General features: G+C 34.5%; 18 protein-coding genes and 1 pseudogene. 15 read left to right on the top strand and 4 right to left on the bottom strand.

What is annotated here, in order from left to right; translation table 11 throughout:
• Nucleotides 1-24 precede the first annotated feature (24 nt).
• From rlmD to ABEB31_RS11055, 3 genes are read left to right on the top strand one after another with little or no spacing between them, the layout of a single operon-like run.
• Entirely contained in the window at nucleotides 25-1,437 is a 1,413-nt protein-coding gene (rlmD, locus tag ABEB31_RS11065) for a 23S rRNA (uracil(1939)-C(5))-methyltransferase RlmD (RefSeq protein WP_347051714.1), read from the top strand.
• A 7-nt stretch (nucleotides 1,438-1,444) separates the two neighbouring features.
• On the top strand, nucleotides 1,445-1,984 hold the full coding sequence (locus tag ABEB31_RS11060) for a DUF6452 family protein (RefSeq protein ID WP_347051713.1): 540 nt from the start codon (nucleotides 1,445-1,447) through the stop codon (nucleotides 1,982-1,984).
• Nucleotides 1,956-2,798, top strand: a complete 843-nt coding sequence (locus ABEB31_RS11055; RefSeq protein ID WP_347051712.1) for a DUF6048 family protein — start codon at nucleotides 1,956-1,958, stop codon at nucleotides 2,796-2,798. Before ABEB31_RS11060 ends, ABEB31_RS11055 begins: the two co-directional genes overlap by 29 nt.
• A gap of 123 nt (nucleotides 2,799-2,921) precedes the next feature.
• On the opposite strand, the gene ABEB31_RS11050 is transcribed toward ABEB31_RS11055, so the two are convergent.
• Nucleotides 2,922-3,158, bottom strand: coding sequence for a hypothetical protein (locus ABEB31_RS11050; protein WP_347051711.1), 237 nt, complete (start codon nucleotides 3,156-3,158; stop codon nucleotides 2,922-2,924).
• Nucleotides 3,159-3,351: 193 nt separating this feature from the next.
• A complete protein-coding gene (locus ABEB31_RS11045; RefSeq protein ID WP_347052238.1) occupies nucleotides 3,352-4,518 on the bottom strand; it encodes a THUMP domain-containing class I SAM-dependent RNA methyltransferase in 1,167 nt (388 codons plus the stop codon).
• 155 nt (nucleotides 4,519-4,673) lie between these two features.
• Here ABEB31_RS11045 and ABEB31_RS11040 point away from each other — a divergent pair, with 155 nt between their 5' ends.
• The 11 genes from ABEB31_RS11040 to ABEB31_RS10990 all read left to right on the top strand — a co-directional run bounded on the left by ABEB31_RS11040 (nucleotide 4,674) and on the right by ABEB31_RS10990 (nucleotide 15,788).
• Nucleotides 4,674-5,438, top strand: a complete 765-nt coding sequence (locus tag ABEB31_RS11040; RefSeq protein ID WP_347051710.1) for a class I SAM-dependent methyltransferase — start codon at nucleotides 4,674-4,676, stop codon at nucleotides 5,436-5,438.
• Nucleotides 5,439-5,523: 85 nt separating this feature from the next.
• A complete protein-coding gene (locus ABEB31_RS11035) occupies nucleotides 5,524-6,192 on the top strand; it encodes a ZIP family metal transporter (RefSeq protein WP_347051709.1) in 669 nt (222 codons plus the stop codon).
• Between the two features lie 544 nt (nucleotides 6,193-6,736).
• Entirely contained in the window at nucleotides 6,737-7,549 is an 813-nt protein-coding gene (gene murQ, locus ABEB31_RS11030) for an N-acetylmuramic acid 6-phosphate etherase (protein WP_347051708.1), read from the top strand.
• A 165-nt stretch (nucleotides 7,550-7,714) separates the two neighbouring features.
• Nucleotides 7,715-7,936: a DUF6095 family protein gene (locus ABEB31_RS11025; protein ID WP_347051707.1), complete on the top strand. Its 222-nt coding sequence runs from the start codon at nucleotides 7,715-7,717 to the stop codon at nucleotides 7,934-7,936.
• Nucleotides 7,937-7,998: 62 nt separating this feature from the next.
• Nucleotides 7,999-8,571, top strand: a complete 573-nt coding sequence (locus tag ABEB31_RS11020) for a pentapeptide repeat-containing protein (RefSeq protein ID WP_347051706.1) — start codon at nucleotides 7,999-8,001, stop codon at nucleotides 8,569-8,571.
• A 2-nt stretch (nucleotides 8,572-8,573) separates the two neighbouring features.
• Nucleotides 8,574-9,149, top strand: a complete 576-nt coding sequence (locus ABEB31_RS11015; protein WP_347051704.1) for a DUF1572 family protein — start codon at nucleotides 8,574-8,576, stop codon at nucleotides 9,147-9,149.
• Nucleotides 9,150-9,219: 70 nt separating this feature from the next.
• The gene (locus tag ABEB31_RS11010) at nucleotides 9,220-9,591 is read left to right on the top strand and encodes a DNA topoisomerase IV (protein WP_347051703.1); all 372 of its coding nucleotides are present in this window, start codon (nucleotides 9,220-9,222) and stop codon (nucleotides 9,589-9,591) included.
• 153 nt (nucleotides 9,592-9,744) lie between these two features.
• Nucleotides 9,745-11,664, top strand: coding sequence for a DUF294 nucleotidyltransferase-like domain-containing protein (locus tag ABEB31_RS11005; RefSeq protein WP_347051702.1), 1,920 nt, complete (start codon nucleotides 9,745-9,747; stop codon nucleotides 11,662-11,664).
• 1 nt (nucleotide 11,665) lies between these two features.
• Entirely contained in the window at nucleotides 11,666-12,292 is a 627-nt protein-coding gene (locus tag ABEB31_RS11000; RefSeq protein ID WP_347051701.1) for a 3'-5' exonuclease, read from the top strand.
• Between the two features lie 163 nt (nucleotides 12,293-12,455).
• Nucleotides 12,456-13,934: a PhoX family protein gene (locus ABEB31_RS10995; protein WP_347051700.1), complete on the top strand. Its 1,479-nt coding sequence runs from the start codon at nucleotides 12,456-12,458 to the stop codon at nucleotides 13,932-13,934.
• Nucleotides 13,935-14,003: 69 nt separating this feature from the next.
• A complete protein-coding gene (locus ABEB31_RS10990; RefSeq protein WP_347051699.1) occupies nucleotides 14,004-15,788 on the top strand; it encodes a cytochrome-c peroxidase in 1,785 nt (594 codons plus the stop codon).
• Between the two features lie 57 nt (nucleotides 15,789-15,845).
• Here the strand turns inward: ABEB31_RS10990 and ABEB31_RS10985 are convergent, their stop codons facing one another.
• Entirely contained in the window at nucleotides 15,846-17,612 is a 1,767-nt protein-coding gene (locus ABEB31_RS10985; RefSeq protein WP_347051698.1) for a type VI secretion system baseplate subunit TssF, read from the bottom strand.
• Between the two features lie 3 nt (nucleotides 17,613-17,615).
• Here ABEB31_RS10985 and ABEB31_RS10980 point away from each other — a divergent pair.
• Nucleotides 17,616-18,257: pseudogene (locus ABEB31_RS10980) on the top strand (AAA family ATPase); the annotation flags it as partial.
• A 71-nt stretch (nucleotides 18,258-18,328) separates the two neighbouring features.
• On the opposite strand, the gene ABEB31_RS10975 reads toward ABEB31_RS10980, so the two are convergent.
• Nucleotides 18,329-21,049 carry a DNA gyrase/topoisomerase IV subunit A gene (locus tag ABEB31_RS10975; protein WP_347051697.1) on the bottom strand — a complete coding sequence of 907 codons (2,721 nt, stop codon included), beginning with the start codon at nucleotides 21,047-21,049 and terminating at the stop codon, nucleotides 18,329-18,331.
• Nucleotides 21,050-21,077 lie beyond the last annotated feature (28 nt).

Genomic DNA, 21,077 nt, shown 5'->3' with positions numbered 1-21,077 from the left:
TTTTCAAAGGCTTATTTTTGCGCTATGGGAAGAAAAAATACAGACAAAATTGTCTTTCACCAAATTCAAGTTCTTGATGCTGGTGCAAAAGGAGTTTCAGTAGCAAAAGCACCTGACGGAAAAGTAATCTTTATTCCGAATGTAGTGCCCGGAGATGTAGTAGATGTGCAGACATTTAAAAAAAGAAAGGCTTATTACGAAGGTAAAGCTGTAAAATTTCATGAATTATCAGATTACAGAGTAGATCCGGTGTGCGAACATTTTGGAGTATGCGGAGGTTGCAAATGGCAAAATATGAAATATGGCCAGCAACTTGCATTTAAACAAAATGAAGTTAAAAATCATTTACAAAGAATAGGAAAAATCGAGCTTCCGGAATTTGAAGATATATTAGGTTCTGAAAAACAGTTTTTCTACAGAAATAAAATGGAGTTTTCTTTTTCTAACAGTCGTTGGCTTACAGAGCAGGAAATTGGAAGTACAGAAGATTTAGGAAACAGAAATGCATTAGGATTTCATATCCCAAAAATGTGGGATAAAATTCTGGATATCAATAAATGTTATTTACAAGAAGATCCTTCGAATGCCATTCGTAACGAAATCAGAGCTTTTGCAAACGAACATAATTTAACTTTTTTCAATCCGAGAGAACATTCCGGTTTATTAAGAACCTTTATGATCCGTACGGTTTCTACCGGAGAAATTATGGTTTTAATTCAGTTTTTTGAAGAGGACAGAGCAAACAGAGAATTAATTCTGGACCATCTTTATGAAAAATTTCCTCAGATTACCTCTTTACAATATGTGGTCAACGGAAAACCAAATGATACTATCTACGATCAGGATGTTATTCTTTATAAAGGAAGAAATTATATTCTGGAGGAAATGGAAGGTTTGAAATTCAGCATTAATGCCAAATCTTTTTACCAGACAAATTCTGATCAGGCGTATGAATTGTATAAAATTACAAGAGATTTTGCGGGCTTAACAGGAAACGAAACAGTGTACGATTTGTATACCGGAACCGGTACAATCGCACAATTTGTATCTAAAAAAGCAAAAAAAGTAATTGGTGTAGAAAGTGTTCCCGAAGCCATTTTGGATGCCAAAGCCAATGCAGAGCGCAATAATATTACAAATTGTGAGTTTTTTGTTGGTGACATGAAAATAGTCTTTAACGAAGCTTTTATTGCACAGCATGGAAAACCGGATGTTATTATTACAGATCCGCCACGCGACGGAATGCATAAAGATGTAGTGGAACAAATCTTAAAGATTGCTCCTGAAAAAGTAGTGTATGTAAGTTGTAACTCTGCTACTCAGGCGCGTGATTTAGCTTTAATGGATGAAAAATATAAAGTAACACGTGTCAGACCTGTAGATATGTTTCCGCAGACGCATCATGTTGAAAATGTTGTACTTTTAGAACTTCGATAAAAAAGACATGAAAAAAATAATCTCTATTTTACTGCTTTTTACTTTTGGTTTATCCAGTTGCGAAAAAGACGACATTTGCGATCCCAATACACCAACTACGCCAAGATTGGTCATAACATTTTATGATATATCCAATCCTGCCAAAACAAGAAATGTGAGTAACCTGATGGTTATTGGTGAAGGAATGAAAGAAGGAATTGTTTTTAATGAAAGCCTTCCTGTAACTGATTCATTAAGATATGTAACCAGTGGAAGCAGTGTTATGCTTCCGCTAAAGGTAACTGACAGTACCGTAACGTACAAGTTTGTTAACAATTCACTGAGTGAAATTCCGACCGCCATTACTACTGACGTTATAACGTTTAATTATACACCACAAAATGTATATGTCTCCCGCGCCTGTGGTTTTAAAACTATTTTTCAGTTAAACGTCGACCCATTTGTGATTACAAATCCAGATGGAAGTACGGCCTGGATGACTCAAGTTAATTTACAAAACCCTAATATTGAATCTGAAGATGAAACACACATTAAAGTTTATTTCTAGTATTTGTTTCTTGTTTTCAGTATTTTTAGGACATGCTCAGGACGTACCGGAGATATCACCTAATAAACTTGACACGCTCAAAACAAAGCCAAAAACCGAAAAGGTAAAACCACAACAACCGGAAACTCAGGAACCTCAAATAGACAGCGTTGTAAAAACAGATCGTTATGGTCTTCGTGTTGGTTTAGATTTATACAAACTTACCCGCGGGCTTTACGACAAGGATTATAAAGGAATTGAATTTATTGCCGACTGGAGATTAACAAAAAAGTATTATCTGGCTGCAGAATTAGGTTTTGAAGACAAAACTACTGAAGACGACCGATTAACTTCGTCAGCCACCGGAACGTATATTAAAGGAGGTTTTGATTATAATTTTTATCAAAACTGGCTAGATATGGAAAATCTTATTACAATAGGAATGCGTGGTGGTTTTAGTGCTTTTAGTCAGGAATTGCACAATTATAAGATTTACAACCCAAATCCTTATTGGGGCGAATTACCCGGCGAAAATGTAAATAAAAAATATAACGGCCTGTCTGCCGCATGGATTGAAGTTGCTCTGGGACTTAAAGCAGAAGTATTTCAAAATTTCTTTATGGGATTTGGCGTTCAGCTTAAACTTCTGGCAATGAATAACAAACCAAGTGGCTTTGATAATCTTTATATACCGGGCTTCAACAGAACTTACGACGGAAGTTTCGGAGTTGGTTTCAATTATACCGTTTCCTATTTTATTCCGATTTACAAGAAAAAGACGATGGCATCTGAAGTAGCAAAAAGAGCAGAAGAAACCAAACCAAAGAAAAAATAAATTTTATAAAAAATCCCCGAATTTAAATTTCGGGGATTTCTTTTTATAAAACATTTTAAAATTTAGTGCGGCAGTCGAATGAATTTATCTGACGATCCACATTATTTTATTTTCATCAAATAATTACCCAATTTCTTTGATTCCATTTATGAAAATCCATTTCATAAAAAGCTTTTCACCATCTTTTGTTTTCACTGCCTGAAATTTAGGGCCAATAATCGTCCCAATAACAAAAGCAGTTAACGGAATCCATATTCCGGTTAATCCTGTGTAAGCCGCAATAATGTATCTAAAAGCAAGAAACAAAATTGCAAAACATCCTAATTGGTATAAAAAAGCGCGTAATTGTAGTTTTGACATTTTTTTTTAAAGTTGCTAAGATTCTAAGGTATCAAGATGCTAAGTTTTTTATCAATCTTAATTTTTAGAAAATTATTATTTTTTTTTTCTATGTGAAACTTCGGGAATGTGTTAACTTAACAAAGGTTCTAAGAAAAACGCGGCAACTAAAAACTTAGCACATTAGCATCTTAGAACCCAGAACCTTTAAAAGCTACTGAGCTTCCGTCTGAAACTTGGTTCTCTTACTTCCTTCGTACATTTCATATTTAACCAGACGTGCTTCTAAACTTGCGTTAAAGAGCTTGATTTTTCTTGAAGGTTTTAGGCCGACGAATTTCAGGGCTTCCAGATTAGCAGTGATAAACCAAGCATTTGTTCCCGGATAATTTTTCTTTAAGGTATCGCCAATACTGGCATAAAAACGCTCCATATGAATATCTAAACGCTCGTCGTAAGGCGGATTGAAAACGATATGAAGTTTCCCTTCTGTTTCTTTTTCTGTATCAAAAAAGTTGTCTTCGCGAATGGTTACATAATCTTCAAGATTGGCATTTTTGATATTGTCTTTGGCTTTACTAACCGCACTTGGAGCTTTGTCGTACCCTTTTATTGTATAATGAAACTCTTTTGTTTTTTTCATCAGACTATTAATAATCTGGTCGAAAAGATCATTATCCCAGTCTTTCCATTTTTCAAAAGCAAATTCTTTTCTGTTAATATTAGCCGGAATATTGCACGCAATCATTGCCGCTTCGGCCAGAAAAGTTCCCGAACCACACATTGGATCCAGAAAATGGCTTTGTCCCTCCCAGCCTGATAATAATAAAATTCCGGCAGCCAGAACTTCGTTAATCGGAGCAATATTCGTAGCAGTTCTGTAACCACGCTGGTGCAATGAATTTCCTGAAGTATCCAATGAAACCGAAACCTGATCTTTGTCAATATGAACATTGATTCTTAAATCCGGATATTGTTTGTCTATACTTGGGCGCTGTCCTGTTCTTTCTCGAAACTGGTCAACAATTGCATCTTTACATTTTTGAGAAACAAATTCAGAATGATTGAAATAAGTAGAATGAACAGTAGAATCTATTACAAAAGTCTGGTTTGCACTTAAATATTTAGACCAGTTTACACCCGAAATTCCTTTGTACAAAGCCTGCTCATTATTGGCTCTGAATGAGTAAATTGGCTTCAGGATTTTTAAAGCTGTTCTAAGCGATAAATTGGCCTTGTACATAAAACCTTTATCCCCTTTAAAACTTACCATTCTAACACCTTTCTCCACATCCTGAGCTCCAAGTGTGCGTAATTCGTTTTCTAATATTTCTTCGAAGCCAAAAAAACATTTGGCAATCATTTTAAAATTTTCTTCCATCATTATTTTTGAATTAAAAAAAACTAAAAATCAAAAACTGTACTTTAAATACATTTTTACAAAATAGATTCATAAGATGTATCTATGATTAATAGTAATTTTTCGGCAAAAATACACTAAATTTGCCGGACTTTGAATTAATTGAAATAGAATAAATGTCTGAAAAGCATAACGCATCAATCCCGAATCAGGACGGAGACGATCAAAACTGGTATACTTCATGGTTTGATACGCCATATTATCATATTTTATATAAAGATCGAAATTATCGTGAAGCGCAGATTTTCATGGATAACTTAACGCATTATCTTAATTTGCCCGAAAAAGCTAAAGTACTTGATCTGGCATGCGGAAAAGGGCGTCATTCTATTTATTTAAATCAATTGGGCTACGACGTTCTGGGTGCCGATTTATCTGAAAACAGTATTGCCGAAGCCAGTAAAAACAGCAACGAAACACTTCACTTTAAAGTACACGACATGCGTGAGGCTTTTGAAGAAAAATTTGATGCCATTTTTAATCTTTTTACGAGCTTTGGATATTTCGAAAATGACGAAGATAACCTGACCACCTTAAAAGCTATTAAGGAAAGTTTATCTGAGTACGGTTTTGCTGTAATTGATTTTATGAATGTAACTCAGGTTGTAGAAACCTTAGTTCCGCAGGAAACAAAAACAGTTGAAGGAATTGATTTTCATATCAAAAGATATGTTGAAGATGGACATATTCTGAAAGAAATAGATTTTGAAGATCAAGGCAGAAAATATCATTTTACCGAAAAAGTAAAAGCACTAACTTTGAAAGACTTTCAGGATTTAATGGACGAAGCAGGAATTTTTCTTTTGGATATTTTCGGAGATTACAAGCTTAAAAAATTCCATAAGACCGAAAGCGAAAGATTAATCATGATTTTTAAATAAACCGGTTAGTCGTTTAATTGTTAAACTGTACAGGAAGCAAAGACAATTAACCGATTGAACGAATCAACGATTGAACAACATACAAATGAACTATTTACTGCCCTTATTTTCTGTACTTTTAGGATATGGTGTGGCTTTGTTTCTAAAACCTCAAAACAAAACCAATTTAAAATTACTGCTGGCTTTTAGCGGTTCTTTTTTATTGTCGTTAACTGTAATGCATTTGCTTCCTGAAGTGTATGAAACGCACAATCATAACATTGGAATCTTTATAATGATCGGAATTTTATTCCAGATCGTACTTGAATTTTTCTCAAAAGGCGCAGAACACGGTCACGTACACGGACATGCAAAAATGTCTCAGATTCCCTGGCTGTTGTTTATAAGTCTTTGTATTCATGCCTTTTTAGAAGGTTTTCCTGTGAGTCATCATCAGGGTCTGGCTGTCGGAATTGCCATTCACCACTTACCAATTGCAGTAATTTTAACGACATTTTTTATCAATGCCGATTTAAATAAAAAAGCCATCTTTGCGTTCATGCTGACCTTTGCAGTTATGACGCCGCTGGGAACTGTAGCATCAGAATTTCTGCCTGTTTTAAACGATTATTATACTGAAATTACCGCCATTGTAATTGGTATTTTATTCCACATTTCGTCAACAATTATTTTTGAAAGCAGTGAAGGACATAAATTCAACATTGCAAAAGTTTCTATGATTGTTTTAGGAATTTTACTGGCCTTCTTTTTATAATTTTTTATAGTCCCTACTTATTTGTAAGAGTACTTTAGTACTTAAATTTTTATTAGAGACAAACGACTATGGACTAATAAACTAAAAAACTAATTACTTCCCTGTTCTCCTTCTCTCTTACTGATTTTCTAAAATTGCATTCTTTTATATTTATCTTTTATTCCGGAAGAACTTCCTATAAACCGCTTTTAATGGCGTTGCATATTATAAATTGATCTGCATTTTGTTGGATTTGACTAAATTAAAAATAAACAGAAAAGCAAATAATCGGTTTGCTGATTTATTTTTGGTATCTACCGTTAGTGAAAAAAATGCAAGCAAGAATAATACTAAAACAGTAATCCAAATAATCCGTTTAGGAAATTAAGTTTATCCATTTACCTTTAAAAATTAAACAAATATAATATTTTAGTCCTTTTGATGCAGATTTCCGAACGCATTCGTAACATCACAAATAAAACAAAAAAACAACTTTAATTCTTTGAGACTTTGCGAGATTGAACTAAAAAATATTAATTTTGACGCGTCTAAATAACGATAAAAAATGACATTTACGAAAACTACTGAACAAGCATCGAAGTACGAACATCTGGAAACAATGTCTGTTCACGAATTGTTGACCAATATTAATCAGGAAGACAAAACTGTTCCTTTTGCTGTAGAAAAAGCTTTGCCGCAAATTGAGGCTGTCATTGATCAGGTTGTATCAAAATTAAAACTGGGCGGTCGCTTGTTCTATATTGGAGCAGGAACTTCGGGCCGTCTTGGCGTTGTTGATGCATCTGAGTGTCCTCCTACTTTTGGTGTTCCGTTTGATTTGGTAAATGGCATAATCGCGGGTGGAGACACAGCAATTCGTCGTGCGGTAGAAAATGCCGAAGATAACGCCACACAAGCCTGGATCGATCTTAAAAACCATAATATTGGTCCAAATGATGCCGTAATTGGAATTGCAGCTTCCGGAACAACTCCTTATGTTATTGGTGGTTTACAAACTTGTAACGAAAACAATATCGTTACTGCCTGTATAACCTGCAATGCGGGAAGTCCGCTGGCATTAACAGCGCAATTTCCTATCGAAGTAGTTGTCGGACCTGAATTTGTAACCGGAAGTTCAAGAATGAAAGCCGGAACTGCCCAGAAATTGGTGCTGAATATGATTTCGACCGCAGCTATGATTAAACTTGGAAAAGTACGAGGAAATAAAATGGTCGATATGCAGCTGAGCAACATTAAATTGATTGATCGCGGCGTTAAAATGATTATGGACGAAATTCCGGTTTCGTATGAAGAAGGATCTGAGTTATTAAAAAAATACGGCAGCGTTAGGAATGCTGTCGATAATTATAAAAAGTAACGTTTTATGCGTACTGGCTTACCCGCAAAGTTGGCTAACGTTTAAGCAAGGTTCGCAAGTTTTTTCTAAAGCTTTGCGAACTTTTCATTTTAGAAAAGTCGGGTATATAAAAAACTTTGCGTTCTTTGTGGTTAAATACGAAGTGCAACAAAAAAACTAAAAAAAATGGCTACAAATAAACAATTATTACTAAAAGGAGTTAAATATCTGAGTAGTGCATTGCCCTTAATGTTTATTGGTCCTTCTTTGATTTATAACGCTTTTCAAAATCAGCAGAACAATTGGCATTATCTTGTTTTAGGAATTGGAATTGTAGCTTGTCTGGGTTCTATGCTTTTGATTTTTTTAGGATTGAGAATTATTATGAAAGGTTTGTTTAATGACTAGTCGATAACACCAAAGTAAACCTCATAACTTGAAACATTACTATCTTTATAACAAAAAAATTCATGGAAAGTTTAATCCACATTCAGAAAACATTCGAGAAAGTTGTTTACATCAATAAAAAAATAAACAATCGCGAATTTGAAGATTGTGTGTTTAAAAACTGCGACTTTTCAAACAGTAATTTTGCGTATAGTACTTTTTTAGACTGCGAATTTATCGACTGCAATCTTTCGATGACAAGTTTGGCCGGAACGAGTCTTAAAAATGTTTCCTTTAAAAATTGTAAACTTCTCGGAATCGCTTTTAACGAATGCGATGATTTCTTATTTCAGGTTAGTTTTGAAGAATGTGTTTTGGATTATGCTTTGTTTTCGAATAAAAAAATGCCTAAAACCAAGTTCATCAATTCTTCGGTTCGCGAAGTTACTTTTATCGGAACAAACCTAACCAGTGCCACTTTTGATAACTGTAATCTCGATGGAGCAATCTTTAACGAAACACAATTGGCAGCTGCAGATTTTAGAACGGCTTATAATTATAAAATTGATCCGGAATTTAATCCGATGAAAAAAGCACAATTTTCTACAGACGGAATTGTCGGATTATTAGATAAATATGATATTAAAATTGTCTGATTATGGAAACTAATACTGCTTATCTGGAAAGTGTAAAAAAGCAATTTCTGTATTATAAAATGCTGGGCGAAAAAGCAATGGAACAATTGGAACCTCAACAGCTTTTTGTTTCCCTGAATGACGATACCAACAGCATTGCTACTATTATAAAACACATTTCGGGAAATATGCTTTCGCGCTGGACCGACTTTCTTACTTCTGACGGAGAAAAAGAATGGCGCAACCGCGATTCGGAGTTTGAAAATGATTTACAATCAAAAGAAGAAGTTCTGAACGTCTGGAATAAAGGCTGGAATTGCCTCGAAAATGCCTTAAAGAGTTTAACCCCGGAACAACTTTCTGATATAATTTACATACGAAATGAAGGACATACCGTAATTGAAGCCATAAATCGGCAGCTGGCTCATTACCCTTATCACATTGGTCAGATTGTTTTTTATGCTAAACAACTGAAAAACAGTGAATGGAAAAGTTTATCCATTCCTAAGAACAAATCAGGAAATTACAATGCTGAAAAGTTTGCCAAAGAAAAAGAAATCAGGAATTTTACAGACGATGAATTGAAAAGATTCAAATAAATACCTGTCTGTCTGAACAGAGTCTGAATCATCTGGAGAAGAGCTCCCTAAAACTTGAATTAAAATTAAAATGAAAAAAACAATATTCTTATTTCCTTTTCTAACATTAGTTTCCTGCTATAATGCAGAACACAATTGTAAAGATTTTAAAACCGGTAAATTTAAATTTGAAACTGAAGTTAACGGGGTTAAAAAAACGACTTTATTTGAACGTAAAGGCGATATCGAGATTGAAACCTTTGAAGGTAAGACTGATACGGCGACCATTCGTTGGGTAAGTGACTGCGAATATGTATTGCAAAAAAAACATCCCAAGAATATGGCGGAGGAAAAAGCTATCAGTATGAAGATTTTAAACACTTCTAAAGATTCTTATACCTTTGAATTTGGATTAGTTGGTTCTGAAGAAAAGCAACGCGGTACCGTTTATAAAGTCGACTAATAGTTTAGACTAGATATATTTATACTACGAAGGCACAAAGACACAAAGAAATAAATACTTTGCGGCTTTGTGCCTTTGCTGCAAATTATTATAACGTGTTTCTTTTACATTTCTGTTTTTAATAGTACATTAGAACCTAAATCTAACCCACCAATGAAAAATACGATTTCGCAAAGAGTAGCCGACTTTTTAAAGAATTATCCGCCGTTTAATTTTTTACATCAGCGGGATTTAGAAAAACTTTCGGAACAGATTTCTATTATTTACAAAGAAAAAGATGCCGTTGTTTTTGCAGAAAATGATAAAACGCACGATTCTTTTTATGTGGTGCATAAAGGAGCGGTAGCTTTAAAAAAAAGCACTAAAAACACCGTTTTAGACATGTGTGATGAAGGCGATATTTTTGGCCTCCGTCCGCTGTTGGCACAGGAAAACTATATTATGGAAGCGGTGGCTCACGAAGAAAGTATTCTCTATGCCGTTCCTATTGCGATTTTTAAGCCTTATGCTCTGGAAAACAGAAATATCGGTAATTTTTTGATCGAAAGTTATGCTTCAAATACCCGAAATCCGTATTCTGATATTCATAAAGATAAATTGTATGGAGATGATATTTTAGACGAAAGTCTGAATTCTAACAATCATTCCTTTGATTTGGCTCCTATAAAATACTCAAAAAAAATTGTGACCTGTAGTCCTTCTACCACTGTTAGGGATATTGCCAAAATAATGAGCAAAAAGAAAGTTGGCGCTATCTTGATTGTAGATGAAATGTTGCCGATTGGAATTTTAACTGACAAAGATCTTCGAAATAAAATCGTAACCGGTGATTTTCCGATAACAACCATTGCCGAAGAAATAATGACAAAACCTGTTATTACGTATTCTAAAAAAATGACGGTTACAGAAGCGCAAATGGCAATGATGAAAAGCGATATTAGTCATTTATGTTTAACAAAAGACGGAACTGTAAACACAAAAGCAGTCGGAATTTTATCTAAACATGATGTAATGGTAGCGCTGGGAAATAATCCGGCGGTTTTGATCAAAGCTTTAAAACGCACCAAAAAAATTAAGGAAATAAAACCAATTCGCAATCAGATTATGCAATTACTGCAAGGTTATCTGGATCAAAATATCCCGATGACTCTGATTACAAAAATCATTACAGAGCTTAACGAGGCCTGTACTACACGTGTTATCGAAATTTGTATCGATAAAATGAGCAGTCCGCCACCTGTGAAATTTGCGTGGCTGGCTATGGGAAGTCAGGGACGCGGCGAGCAAATGCTGCATACGGATCAGGATAATGCGATTGTATACGAAAATGTAAATGAAGTTTTCAGGGACGAAACCAGAATTTACTTTTCGAAATTTGCTGCATTGATTAATAAAGGTCTTTTTGAAATAGGATACGATTATTGCCCGGCAGATATGATGGCTTCAAGTCCGAAATGGTGTATGAGTCTGGACGAGTGGAAATCTAAGGTAAAGCATTGGATTACAAATCCGGGAAAAAATGAGGTTTTATTATCGTTTATTTTCTTTGATTACAGCGCTACTTATGGTGATTCTGAAATTGTTAGTCAATTATCTGATTATATTTTTGAAACCATAAAAGCCAATCCCATTTTTTATATGCATTTGGTGAGCGGCGCTTTGCAAAGTCCGTCTCCCACTGGTTTTTTCAGACAATTTCTAGTCGAGCAGGATGGCGCCAACAAAGACAATTTCGATATTAAAAGAAGGGCTTTAATGCCATTGACAGATGCTGCAAGGGTTTTAATATTATCCCATTCGGTAAAAGGAATTAGTAATACAGCAGAGCGTTTTGAAAAATTAGCCGAGCTCGAACCCAATAACAGGGAACTCTATTTGTCCTGCTCCTATTCGTTTAAGGCTTTGCTAAAATTCAGAACCAAACAGGGTCTTTTACATCATGATTCAGGTCAGTTTATTGAATTGGAATCTTTGACCAAGATGGAAAAAATTAAGCTTAAACGTACTTTTAAAACTATCAAGGAACTTCAGGAATTAATTTCTGTACGTTTTAATATTTCAAATTTGGTATAAGATGAGTTTATTCAATTTTTGGAAAAAAGAAAAAAGTCCCTTCGAGGAAAATATCACCATTGAGGAAACCCGTTTTGTTGTCTTAGATACAGAAACAACGGGTTTTGACTTTGATAATGACCGCATATTATGTATCGGTGCTTTAGTCCTTCAAAACGGAATTATTGCTGTTCAGGAAAGTTTTGAAGTGTATATCGAACAGGATCATTACGATAAAAATACGGCTCAAATTCATGGAATATTAAAGGCGTTTGTAATCCAGCGACCGAGCGAAAAAGAAGCTTTACAACAGTTTTTAGACTTTTTAGGCGACTCCATAATTATTGCCCATCATACTATTTTTGATGTTACGATGATCAATAGAGCTTTAGAAAGAAACGGGCTTCCCGAGCTGAAAAATAAAAGTCTTGATACCGCTTATCTATATAAAAAGACTTTAATAGAATCTCATTTATTTGAAAGAAAAGATCATTACACGCTTGATGATCTTGCCGATAAATTTGATATTTCCAAAAAAGACCGACATACCGCTTTGGGAGATGCCTACATTACTGCAATCGCTTTCTTAAAAATAATTAAAAAACTCAGAGAGAAGAAAGCCGTTAACCTCAATCAGCTTTTTAAATAAGTCTTAAGATTTTTTTAGGAATCTAAAATTTACATTTATCCATTACAATTTACTATTTAATAATACTAGACTTATATTTATTAGCAAAAAGAAAAAATAGCCATAACATGTATTTTGTTTTTGAAAGATAGCTTTGTTCTAATCAAAAAAATGAAAAACAATTATGAAAACTAACTTTTTAAAATCCATTGCATTTGTTGGGATGGCCAGTCTTTCGGTTATAAGCTGTCAGAATGATGATAACAAAGATTCAAATGCCGTCAATGCCAGTATTGATTTCACTTCGCATTCAAAAGTACCACCTTTTGTATATCCAATGAGCGGCTTCGAAAATCTAAAAATCAGCACTTTAATTGCTACTACAGATGTACTTCCTGAATCTCCTTCTTTTATTTATGGAGCACAGCCAGACGGCGCCGGATTAATGAAAGATCCAAATGGAGATGGTTACATCATGATTACCAATCACGAAATATTGCAATCTGTATCCAGAGTTTATTTAGATAAGACATTCAAACCTGTAAAAGGAGATTATTTGGTTGACGGTGTGGGTGGTTTAACGCGTTTGTGCTCTGCAACATTAGCAACTCCAGAAATTCATGGTTTCGGACCGATATTTTTAACAGCCGGAGAAAGCGGACAGGAAAGTATGGTTCACGGAATCAATCCGTTAGGATTATCTTCTGATAAAGCGAGAACTGACAGAGTTTTGCCTGCTTTAGGAAAAGCAAGTATGGAAAATGCGGTTCCGTTGCCAAAAGAAGCTTATCCCGGAAAAACAGTTATTTTAATCGGAGAAGATCAATCTTACGCAACTTCTCACGTAAGTGCGGGACAATTAATTATGTATATGAGTACGGTTGGAGATTTATCCAACGGAAAATTATATGCATTAAAAAGAACAGACGGAAATCAGGTTGAAACGACTATAACTTTAAACAATTCATATCCGGTTGAATTTGTTGAAATTCCGAATGCGAAAAATTTAACGGGAGCGGTAATTAACACTACCGTAAATGATTTAAAAGCTATTCGTTTTTCGAGAGTTGAAGACGTAGATTATAGAAAAGGAAGCGCTAAAAATAATAGAGAAGTATATTTTACTGCTACAGGTCAGGCAAGTGCAAATGCACCAGTTGAAGGCTACACAATGTGGGGAAGAGTCTATAAATTAAAAATGGATGCTGCAAACCCGTTAAAAGGAACTTTAGAACTTGCTGTAGAAGGTGACAGTACTCCGGGAACAGGAATCATCAATCCTGATAATTTATGTGTAACTGAAAACTACGTTTACATTCAGGAAGACGGAGACAGTTACTATGCTGATGCAAAACACGATTCTTACATCTGGCAATACAATATCGGTACAAAACAGAACAAAGCATGGTTGAATATGAACCACAAAAGAACTGATGTTGCATGGAATACTCTTTATAACCAATCTGGCGAAATGCGATTTGGAAGCTGGGAGTTTGGTGCGATGGAAGATATTTCAGATATTATTGGTGTTCCGGATACTTTTACGGTAAACATTCATCCGCATACCTGGCAAAGTGAGGCATTCAAAAATGCTGACGGATCAGGAATAAACACTAATAAAGAAGGTGGACAAACTGTAATTATTAGAAACGTACAACGTTAATAATTTGTTTCAAAAATCTATACACAACCCTTATTAATACAATAAGGGTTGTTCCTTTAAAATACCATTATGAAATTAAAGCATTTTATATTTCTTCTTTTAACCATTTCTCTTTTTTTTTCGTGCAAAGAAAATGAGGTTTCCAAAACTACAGTTAAGCAACATTTGCTTGTAGATTTAAATAAATTAAATAATGAAATTCTACAATTTCAGAAACTTATAAATAATAATGCACCTCAAAAAGAAATTGTAAATCAGTTTAAAAAATCAAGAATTTTTTATAAAAAATCAGAGTGGGCAATTGAATATTTTATTCCCGAAACGGCCCGTTTTATGAATGGTCCGGCTTTGGACGAAATGGAACTGGAAGAAAACCGATCTTTTGAACCTCATGGTTTTCAGGTGATTGAAGAAATGATTTATCCAGAATATAAAACTGTGGATAAAGAAAATATTATAAGAGAACTAAATATTTTTAAATCGAACATTAAACAGCTTCAAAGTACTTTTGAAGTTATCGCAATATCTGATGATTATGTTCTAGATGCGCTACAGCAAAATGTATACAGAATAATTTCGTTGGGAATTACCGGTTTTGACAGTCCCGTTTTACAATCTTCTATTCCTGAAGCAGGAGAAAGTTTACTTTCCGTTTCTGAATCGCTGGAAATAATTAATTCTAAAGATAAATCTGTAGCCGAAATACAGAATTTGACTACAAAAGCCAAAAAATATTGTCTTGAAAACGATAACTTTAATTCTTTTGACAGAGCCTTTTTTATAACTGAATTTTTAAATCCGATTTCCAAAAACCTTAAGGCTTTTCAGAAAAGAGGAAACATTAAAAATGTAAAAAAAACAAGTCCGTTAAAACCAACGATTGAAACATTATTTGATAAAGATGCTTTTGATGTAAATGCTTTTGTACTTTCATCAGAATATAATTTTACAAAAGACAAAGCAAAATTGGGCGAAAAATTATTTTATGATAATAGTCTTTCTAATCATAATGACAGAAGTTGTTCTACTTGCCATAATCCCGAAAAAGCTTTTACAGATGGTTTAAAAACCAATGTGTCTCTAACGGGCTCCAATTTAGCACGAAATACTCCTACTCTTACTTACGCTTCGTTACAAAATGCGCAGTTTTGGGATATGCGCCAATTAGACTTAGAAAAACAAAGTGTCGATGTAATTCAAAACAAAGATGAAATGCATGGGTCAATGGATGAAATTCATGCTAAAATTCTTTTAAATACAGAGTATATCGGGCTATTTAAAAAGGCATATCCAAAAACTCAAAAACCAGAACAGTGGCAAATTCAAAATGCGATTGCCAGTTATGTAAGATCTTTAAATTCATTTGATTCCAGATTTGATGAGTTTATGAGAGGAAATAAAAATATTCTAACCCGACAGGAAATCAAAGGAATGAATCTTTTTATGGGAAAAGCAAAATGCGCGACTTGCCATTTTACTCCAATCTTTAACGGAACCGTTCCGCCAAGTTATTCAAAAACTGAACATGAAGTCATTGGAACGCCGCAAGATGAATCTGGAAAAAAAATAAGTCCGGACTTAGGACGTTATTTATATAACCAAATGCCTCAATTGAAAGGTGCATTTAAAACTCCAACGGTGAGGAATGCAGCTATAACTGCGCCTTATATGCACAATGGGGTTTTCAAAACTTTAGAAGAAGTCGTCGATTTCTACAACAAAGGTGGCGGGAAAGGTTTAGGATTGAATGTAGAAAACCAAACGCTGCCTTTTGATGAATTAAAACTCACAAAAAATGAAGAAAAAGATTTAGTTGCTTTTATGAAAACACTCACGGATAAAAGATACGAATAAAACCAATAATCCATTATTACAAACAAAAACGCTGAGAAATTCTCAGCGTTTTTTGGTTTAATTTTCTATAAAAAGTCGATATGGAAAAACATTTGAAGATTTACTTTTTAAATTTTTTATAAAGCTCTCGCATAAATAGTCCCATTCGTTTGTAGATAATAATTCTCTTTCTTCGGCATTGGTTTTAAGATAAATATCGACAGTTCTGCTGAATCCGGCTTTGACCGAAATTTCCTTTCTGGTGCCTTTTTCAATCTTTACATCCTGAATTGTATTCTTAAAATGGTTGAAGCTTAAAGCTTTTATATCGGCAAATGTTACAATCCTTCCGTGTGTCAGCAAAGCGTTGCGATATGCCAAAATTCGGTCTTTGTTATTTTGCTTATTTCTGCCTCCTACAGTATTCGTCATTAACGTAATCTTGTTGCTCATAAAAAACATATCTTCTGTTGACTCTAATACAGTTCCCGTTTTTATATCATTTCCCTCTTCTGCGCAAGTGGACCAATAATTTATTGCGAACGTTTTTGCTGCAGAATCCTCTCCTTTGGGTCTAATCATTAAATAAGGATCATTGCTTTTAGAAAAATTACTTTCTTTTGCTTGCTGCTGTACAGAAGCGAGAAGTTGGTTGATTTCTGTTAATGCGCTGTTCATAAAATCTTTTCCTAATCCGGAAAATGCAGAACTTTCGTCTTTTAATAAATCCAAAACATTTTGAAGTAATTCTGAAGCCGTTCTGGAATCAAATCTGGATACTCCGCCAGTTCTGATTACTGCATTTCCTTCTTCTAAAATATCATCAGTAAATTCTTTTATTTCGTAATGATTGTTTTCAGAATCAATGACAGAATCAATATCCAGATATGTATCGTTTTCTGTATTTAAGGCAGCGTATAGCATAAATTTGCCCATCGTATTATTTGATACTATTCGCTTTTTATTTATAACCGGAAAACAATTTGTTGTAAATGAAATATTATCAATAATCTGCGGTACTAGAGATTCCGGAAAAACCAGTTTTATCCAAATAACAGGATTAGAACTATTATTGGTAATTTCTTCAAAAACTTTGTACTCTGCGCTGTATTCTGTTATTTTTTTATGTTTTAAAACATCTTTTAAGGTATAAAAGTTGTCAAAATAAAATTGATTTATTTCCTGTGAAATCTCGCTGAGGTGTGTATAATTTCGATTGATTATGTTTTTAGCGTCGATGGTATGTATAGGAACATTATAACCTTCTTCTACTTTGATTTCTTCGTTGTCATGAAAGCATTTCATCTGTTTTAAGTAGTAATAAAACATTTCTTTTTGATGCGTGTTTTTTATATCAATATAAAGCATCAAATCTTCCAGATGAATTGTTTTATTGTCTAACAATTCAAGCCCTAAAATTACTTCCCCGGAAGGCAATGTCTGATGGTAATCGCGAATGCTTTCTTTATTAAAAAGATTCGAAATATGGAAAAAGTTCTTTTCATAAGCCACATATTTTACTGTACACGAACTTAATTTCACTTCCAAAGTTGGCGAAAATGCCACTTCTTTTAAAATCGGCAGCAGCGGATTGTAAATGTTGTGAATCCTTCTGCTCACCCGCATTTGGTTGTACAGCGAAACTTTGACATTATTTTCTATTGGCACCGCATTGACAATCGCTCGAGCAGGCATCACGCCAGCAGTAACTTCCGGAAACATTATTTCGAGAACACGCTCTACCACACGGGTTTTTGAATCTTCGAGTTCGTGTGCTATTTTTTCTAACTCGTACGACAATGCATTCAGCAGCATGCCAACGACTGGATCAAACGAATTTTCCATTTCTATGGCGCGCCTCCAGGCTACGTTGGGTATGAAGAGGGAGGGTTACTTGTAAACAAAATCAGGCAAAAACCATATTCGATAGTATTGTTTGATGAAATTGAAAAAGCGCATAGTTCTGTTTACGATGTATTTCTTCAGATTATGGATGAAGGAAAATTGCATGACCGATTAGGGAAAGAGGGAGATTTTTCGAATGCTATAATCCTTTTTACATCCAATATTGGAGCTGATTATATTGTGGAAAATTTCAATGACAATCAAATTCCAACTTCAGGTTCCTTAATGGAAATAATGACCAACTACTTCAGACCTGAGTTTTTAGGGCGTTTAACTGAAATTATTCCGTTTGCTCCTATTAACAAAGAAAATGCTTTAAAAATATTTGAAGTACATCTTAAGAAGGAATTTCTCGATTTGCTGAAAACAATTAATATAACTGTAGAAATTCCTCATGACGCAAAAATCTTTCTTGCAGAAAATGGTTTTAATGCTAAATACGGAGCCAGACCCATAAAAAGCATTATAAGAACTCATTTGAGAAGGCCTTTAGCAAAAAAAATAATTTCAGGTGAAGTACAAGATGGAGATGAAATTAAAATAAGTATCGAAAACAATGAGGTAAAGTGGATTAAAAAGAAATAATCTTACTACTATACCTAAAATAATTTTATAAAAAAACCGCTAAGATTTTATCTCTTAGCGGTTGTTATTTATTATTCTAAAACCAAACCTATCTGGCCATCATCATCCAGTTCTGTTTCAACTGAATCTTCGCCGGATAATTCCGGTTTCTCGGGAACTTCTTCGACAGGCTCTTCATAAGGTAAAGGCTCTAATAAATTAACCTGTTTTAGTTTATCAGTCGTCAATTGATTTCCTAGTGCCTTAATACCTTTTACAGCTATAAAGTCTTCTATGTCCACATGAAGATCATCTTTTTGAACTCCTTTGACTTTCGCAAAAACCAATTGTGCAACCGGACGATAATCTGTCGAGACGATCTCTAACTGTGAATTTGGATGATCGGTAATAAAACTCTCTTCTTTTGCTTCATTTTCTACAAGGAAACGTTTTAAGAAATAACGCTCTTTTTCTCCATCATAATAAATTGCAGAAATTGGCTTTTTAGGTTTCCATTTTTCTAAGACAATCATATCTTCATCAAAGTGCGTAGATAATTCCGGAATAATTACCTTTAATTTTCCAGTCTGACTGATAACCAAAATCTTATCACTTGGTTTAAATTCACCCAGCAATTCTCCTCTTGCATCCACATTTAAACGTCTAACCGTATCGTCAAACCAAACTTTTCTAGGTAATAAAGTCGAAATTCCTTTTTCCTTTAATTCGATTTTCTTGATTGGATATTTGGTAACCAAATTTCCTTTGGATGCACGGCCTTTAATAGCCAAAGAAGCAAAATCTATGTCGAATTTCAGTTTTTTTATCGTTCCTATCTGGCGAAGTAAAATAGTTACAACTTCAGCTTCTCCGTTTGGATTATGCGAAAAATAAACTACTTGTGAACCTTTAGTTCCGTTGGTCAAATCGTAAGCTTTATCACGGGTTACTCCCGTGACGTTAAAACGCTTTATATAGGATGGTCCTGATTTACCGTCACGATAAATCATATTGTAAATGGTACGCTTATCGCCTTTATCAAACACTGCAATATGTATAATGTCTTTACCTACAAACGTTTTGGCATCGACTTTTGTGATCATCATGGTACCATCACGCAAGAATACAATCACATCATCAATATCAGAACAATCTGCAACATATTCGTCTTTCTTTAAACTGGTTCCTACAAAACCTTCTTCGCGGTTTACATATAATTTTGTATTTCGCAAAACTACTTTTGTTGCCTCAACATTATCAAAAATTCGAAGTTCTGTCTGACGCTCTCTTCCTTTTCCGTACTTCTCTTTTAACTTTGTAAAATAAGAAATCGCAAAATCTACCAAATGGGCTAAGTTGTGTTCAACTTCTTTCATTTCGTCTTCTAATCTTGCGATCAGATCATCTGCTTTGTCGGAATCAAAACGTGTAATACGAATCATCGGAATTTGTGTCAGACGCAACAAGTCGTCATCATTGATTTCTCTGACAAATTGTTTTTTAAATGGCTCAAATCTGTCATACAAATATTTGTAAAGCGATTCTCTATCACCATATAATTTGAAATCAATGTACATTTCTTCGCGGATGAAAATCTTCTCCAAAGTAGAAAAATGCCATTTATTCTTTAATTCTTCTAAATGAATTTCTAATTCCTGACGCAATAAATCAACAGTTCTCTCTGTTGAAATTTTCAACATTTCAGAAACACCTATAAATAACGGTTTGTTGTCCTCAATTACACAGCCTAAAGGTGCTACAGAAGTTTCGCAGGCCGTGAAGGCAAATAATGCATCGATTGTTTTATCTGGCGAAACGCCGGGAAAAAGATGAATTAAGATTTCAACCTCCGCAGCCGTATTGTCTTCAATTTTCTTGATTTTGATTTTACCTTTTTCATTGGCTTTCAAAATACTGTCAATCAAAGTTGTTGTATTGGTCGAAAACGGAATCTGTGTAATTACCAGTGTATTTTTATCTAATTGCGAAATTTTAGCACGCACACGCACACGTCCGCCACGCATTCCGTCATTATAATTGGAAACATCTGCAATACCCTGAGTCATAAAATCAGGATAAAGCGTAAAAGGTTTGCCTTTTAAGATTTTAATTGAAGCATCGATTAACTCATTGAAGTTATGAGGTAAAACTTTCGTTGAAAGTCCAACCGCGATTCCTTCTGCTCCCTGTGCCAAAAGCAGTGGAAATTTTACCGGAAGATTGTTCGGTTCAGCGCGACGTCCGTCATATGAAACTCCCCAATCTGTAATTTTTGGAGAATATAAAACTTCCAAAGCAAATTTAGATAAACGTGCCTCAATATAACGCGAAGCTGCAGCTCCGTCGCCTGTTAGTATATTTCCCCAGTTTCCCTGACAGTCAATTAATAAATCTTTCTGACCAATTTGTACCATAGCATCACCAATACTGGCATCTCCGTGAGGGTGATACTGCATGGTGTGACCAACTACGTTTGCAACTTTGTTATAACGACCATCATCCAGCTCTTTAAGCGAGTGCATGATACGACGCTGAACTGGCTTAAATCCGTCTTCGATAGCAGGAACAGCACGTTCCAGGATTACATAAGATGCATAATCCAGAAACCAGTCTTTGTACATTCCGGTTACTTTAGTTATAACATCTTCTCCTTCCTCTTCCTGATTTTCGTAGAAATGCTGTCCTTCAAAATGTTTGGCATCTACATCGATAATCTCATCGTCATTACCATTTTGATTGTCATCAATTTGGTTTTCGTCCTGATTGTTTTCGTCGTCGTTTGGAATTATGTTATCGTCTTCTTCGTCTTTCATTATTTATATTCGAAATTATAAATTTGAT

The sequence above is a fragment of the Flavobacterium olei genome (assembly GCF_039749035.1).
In the GTDB taxonomy this organism is placed as follows: Bacteria; Bacteroidota; Bacteroidia; order Flavobacteriales; family Flavobacteriaceae; genus Flavobacterium; species Flavobacterium olei.
This window is presented reverse-complemented; position numbering and strand designations above follow the sequence as displayed.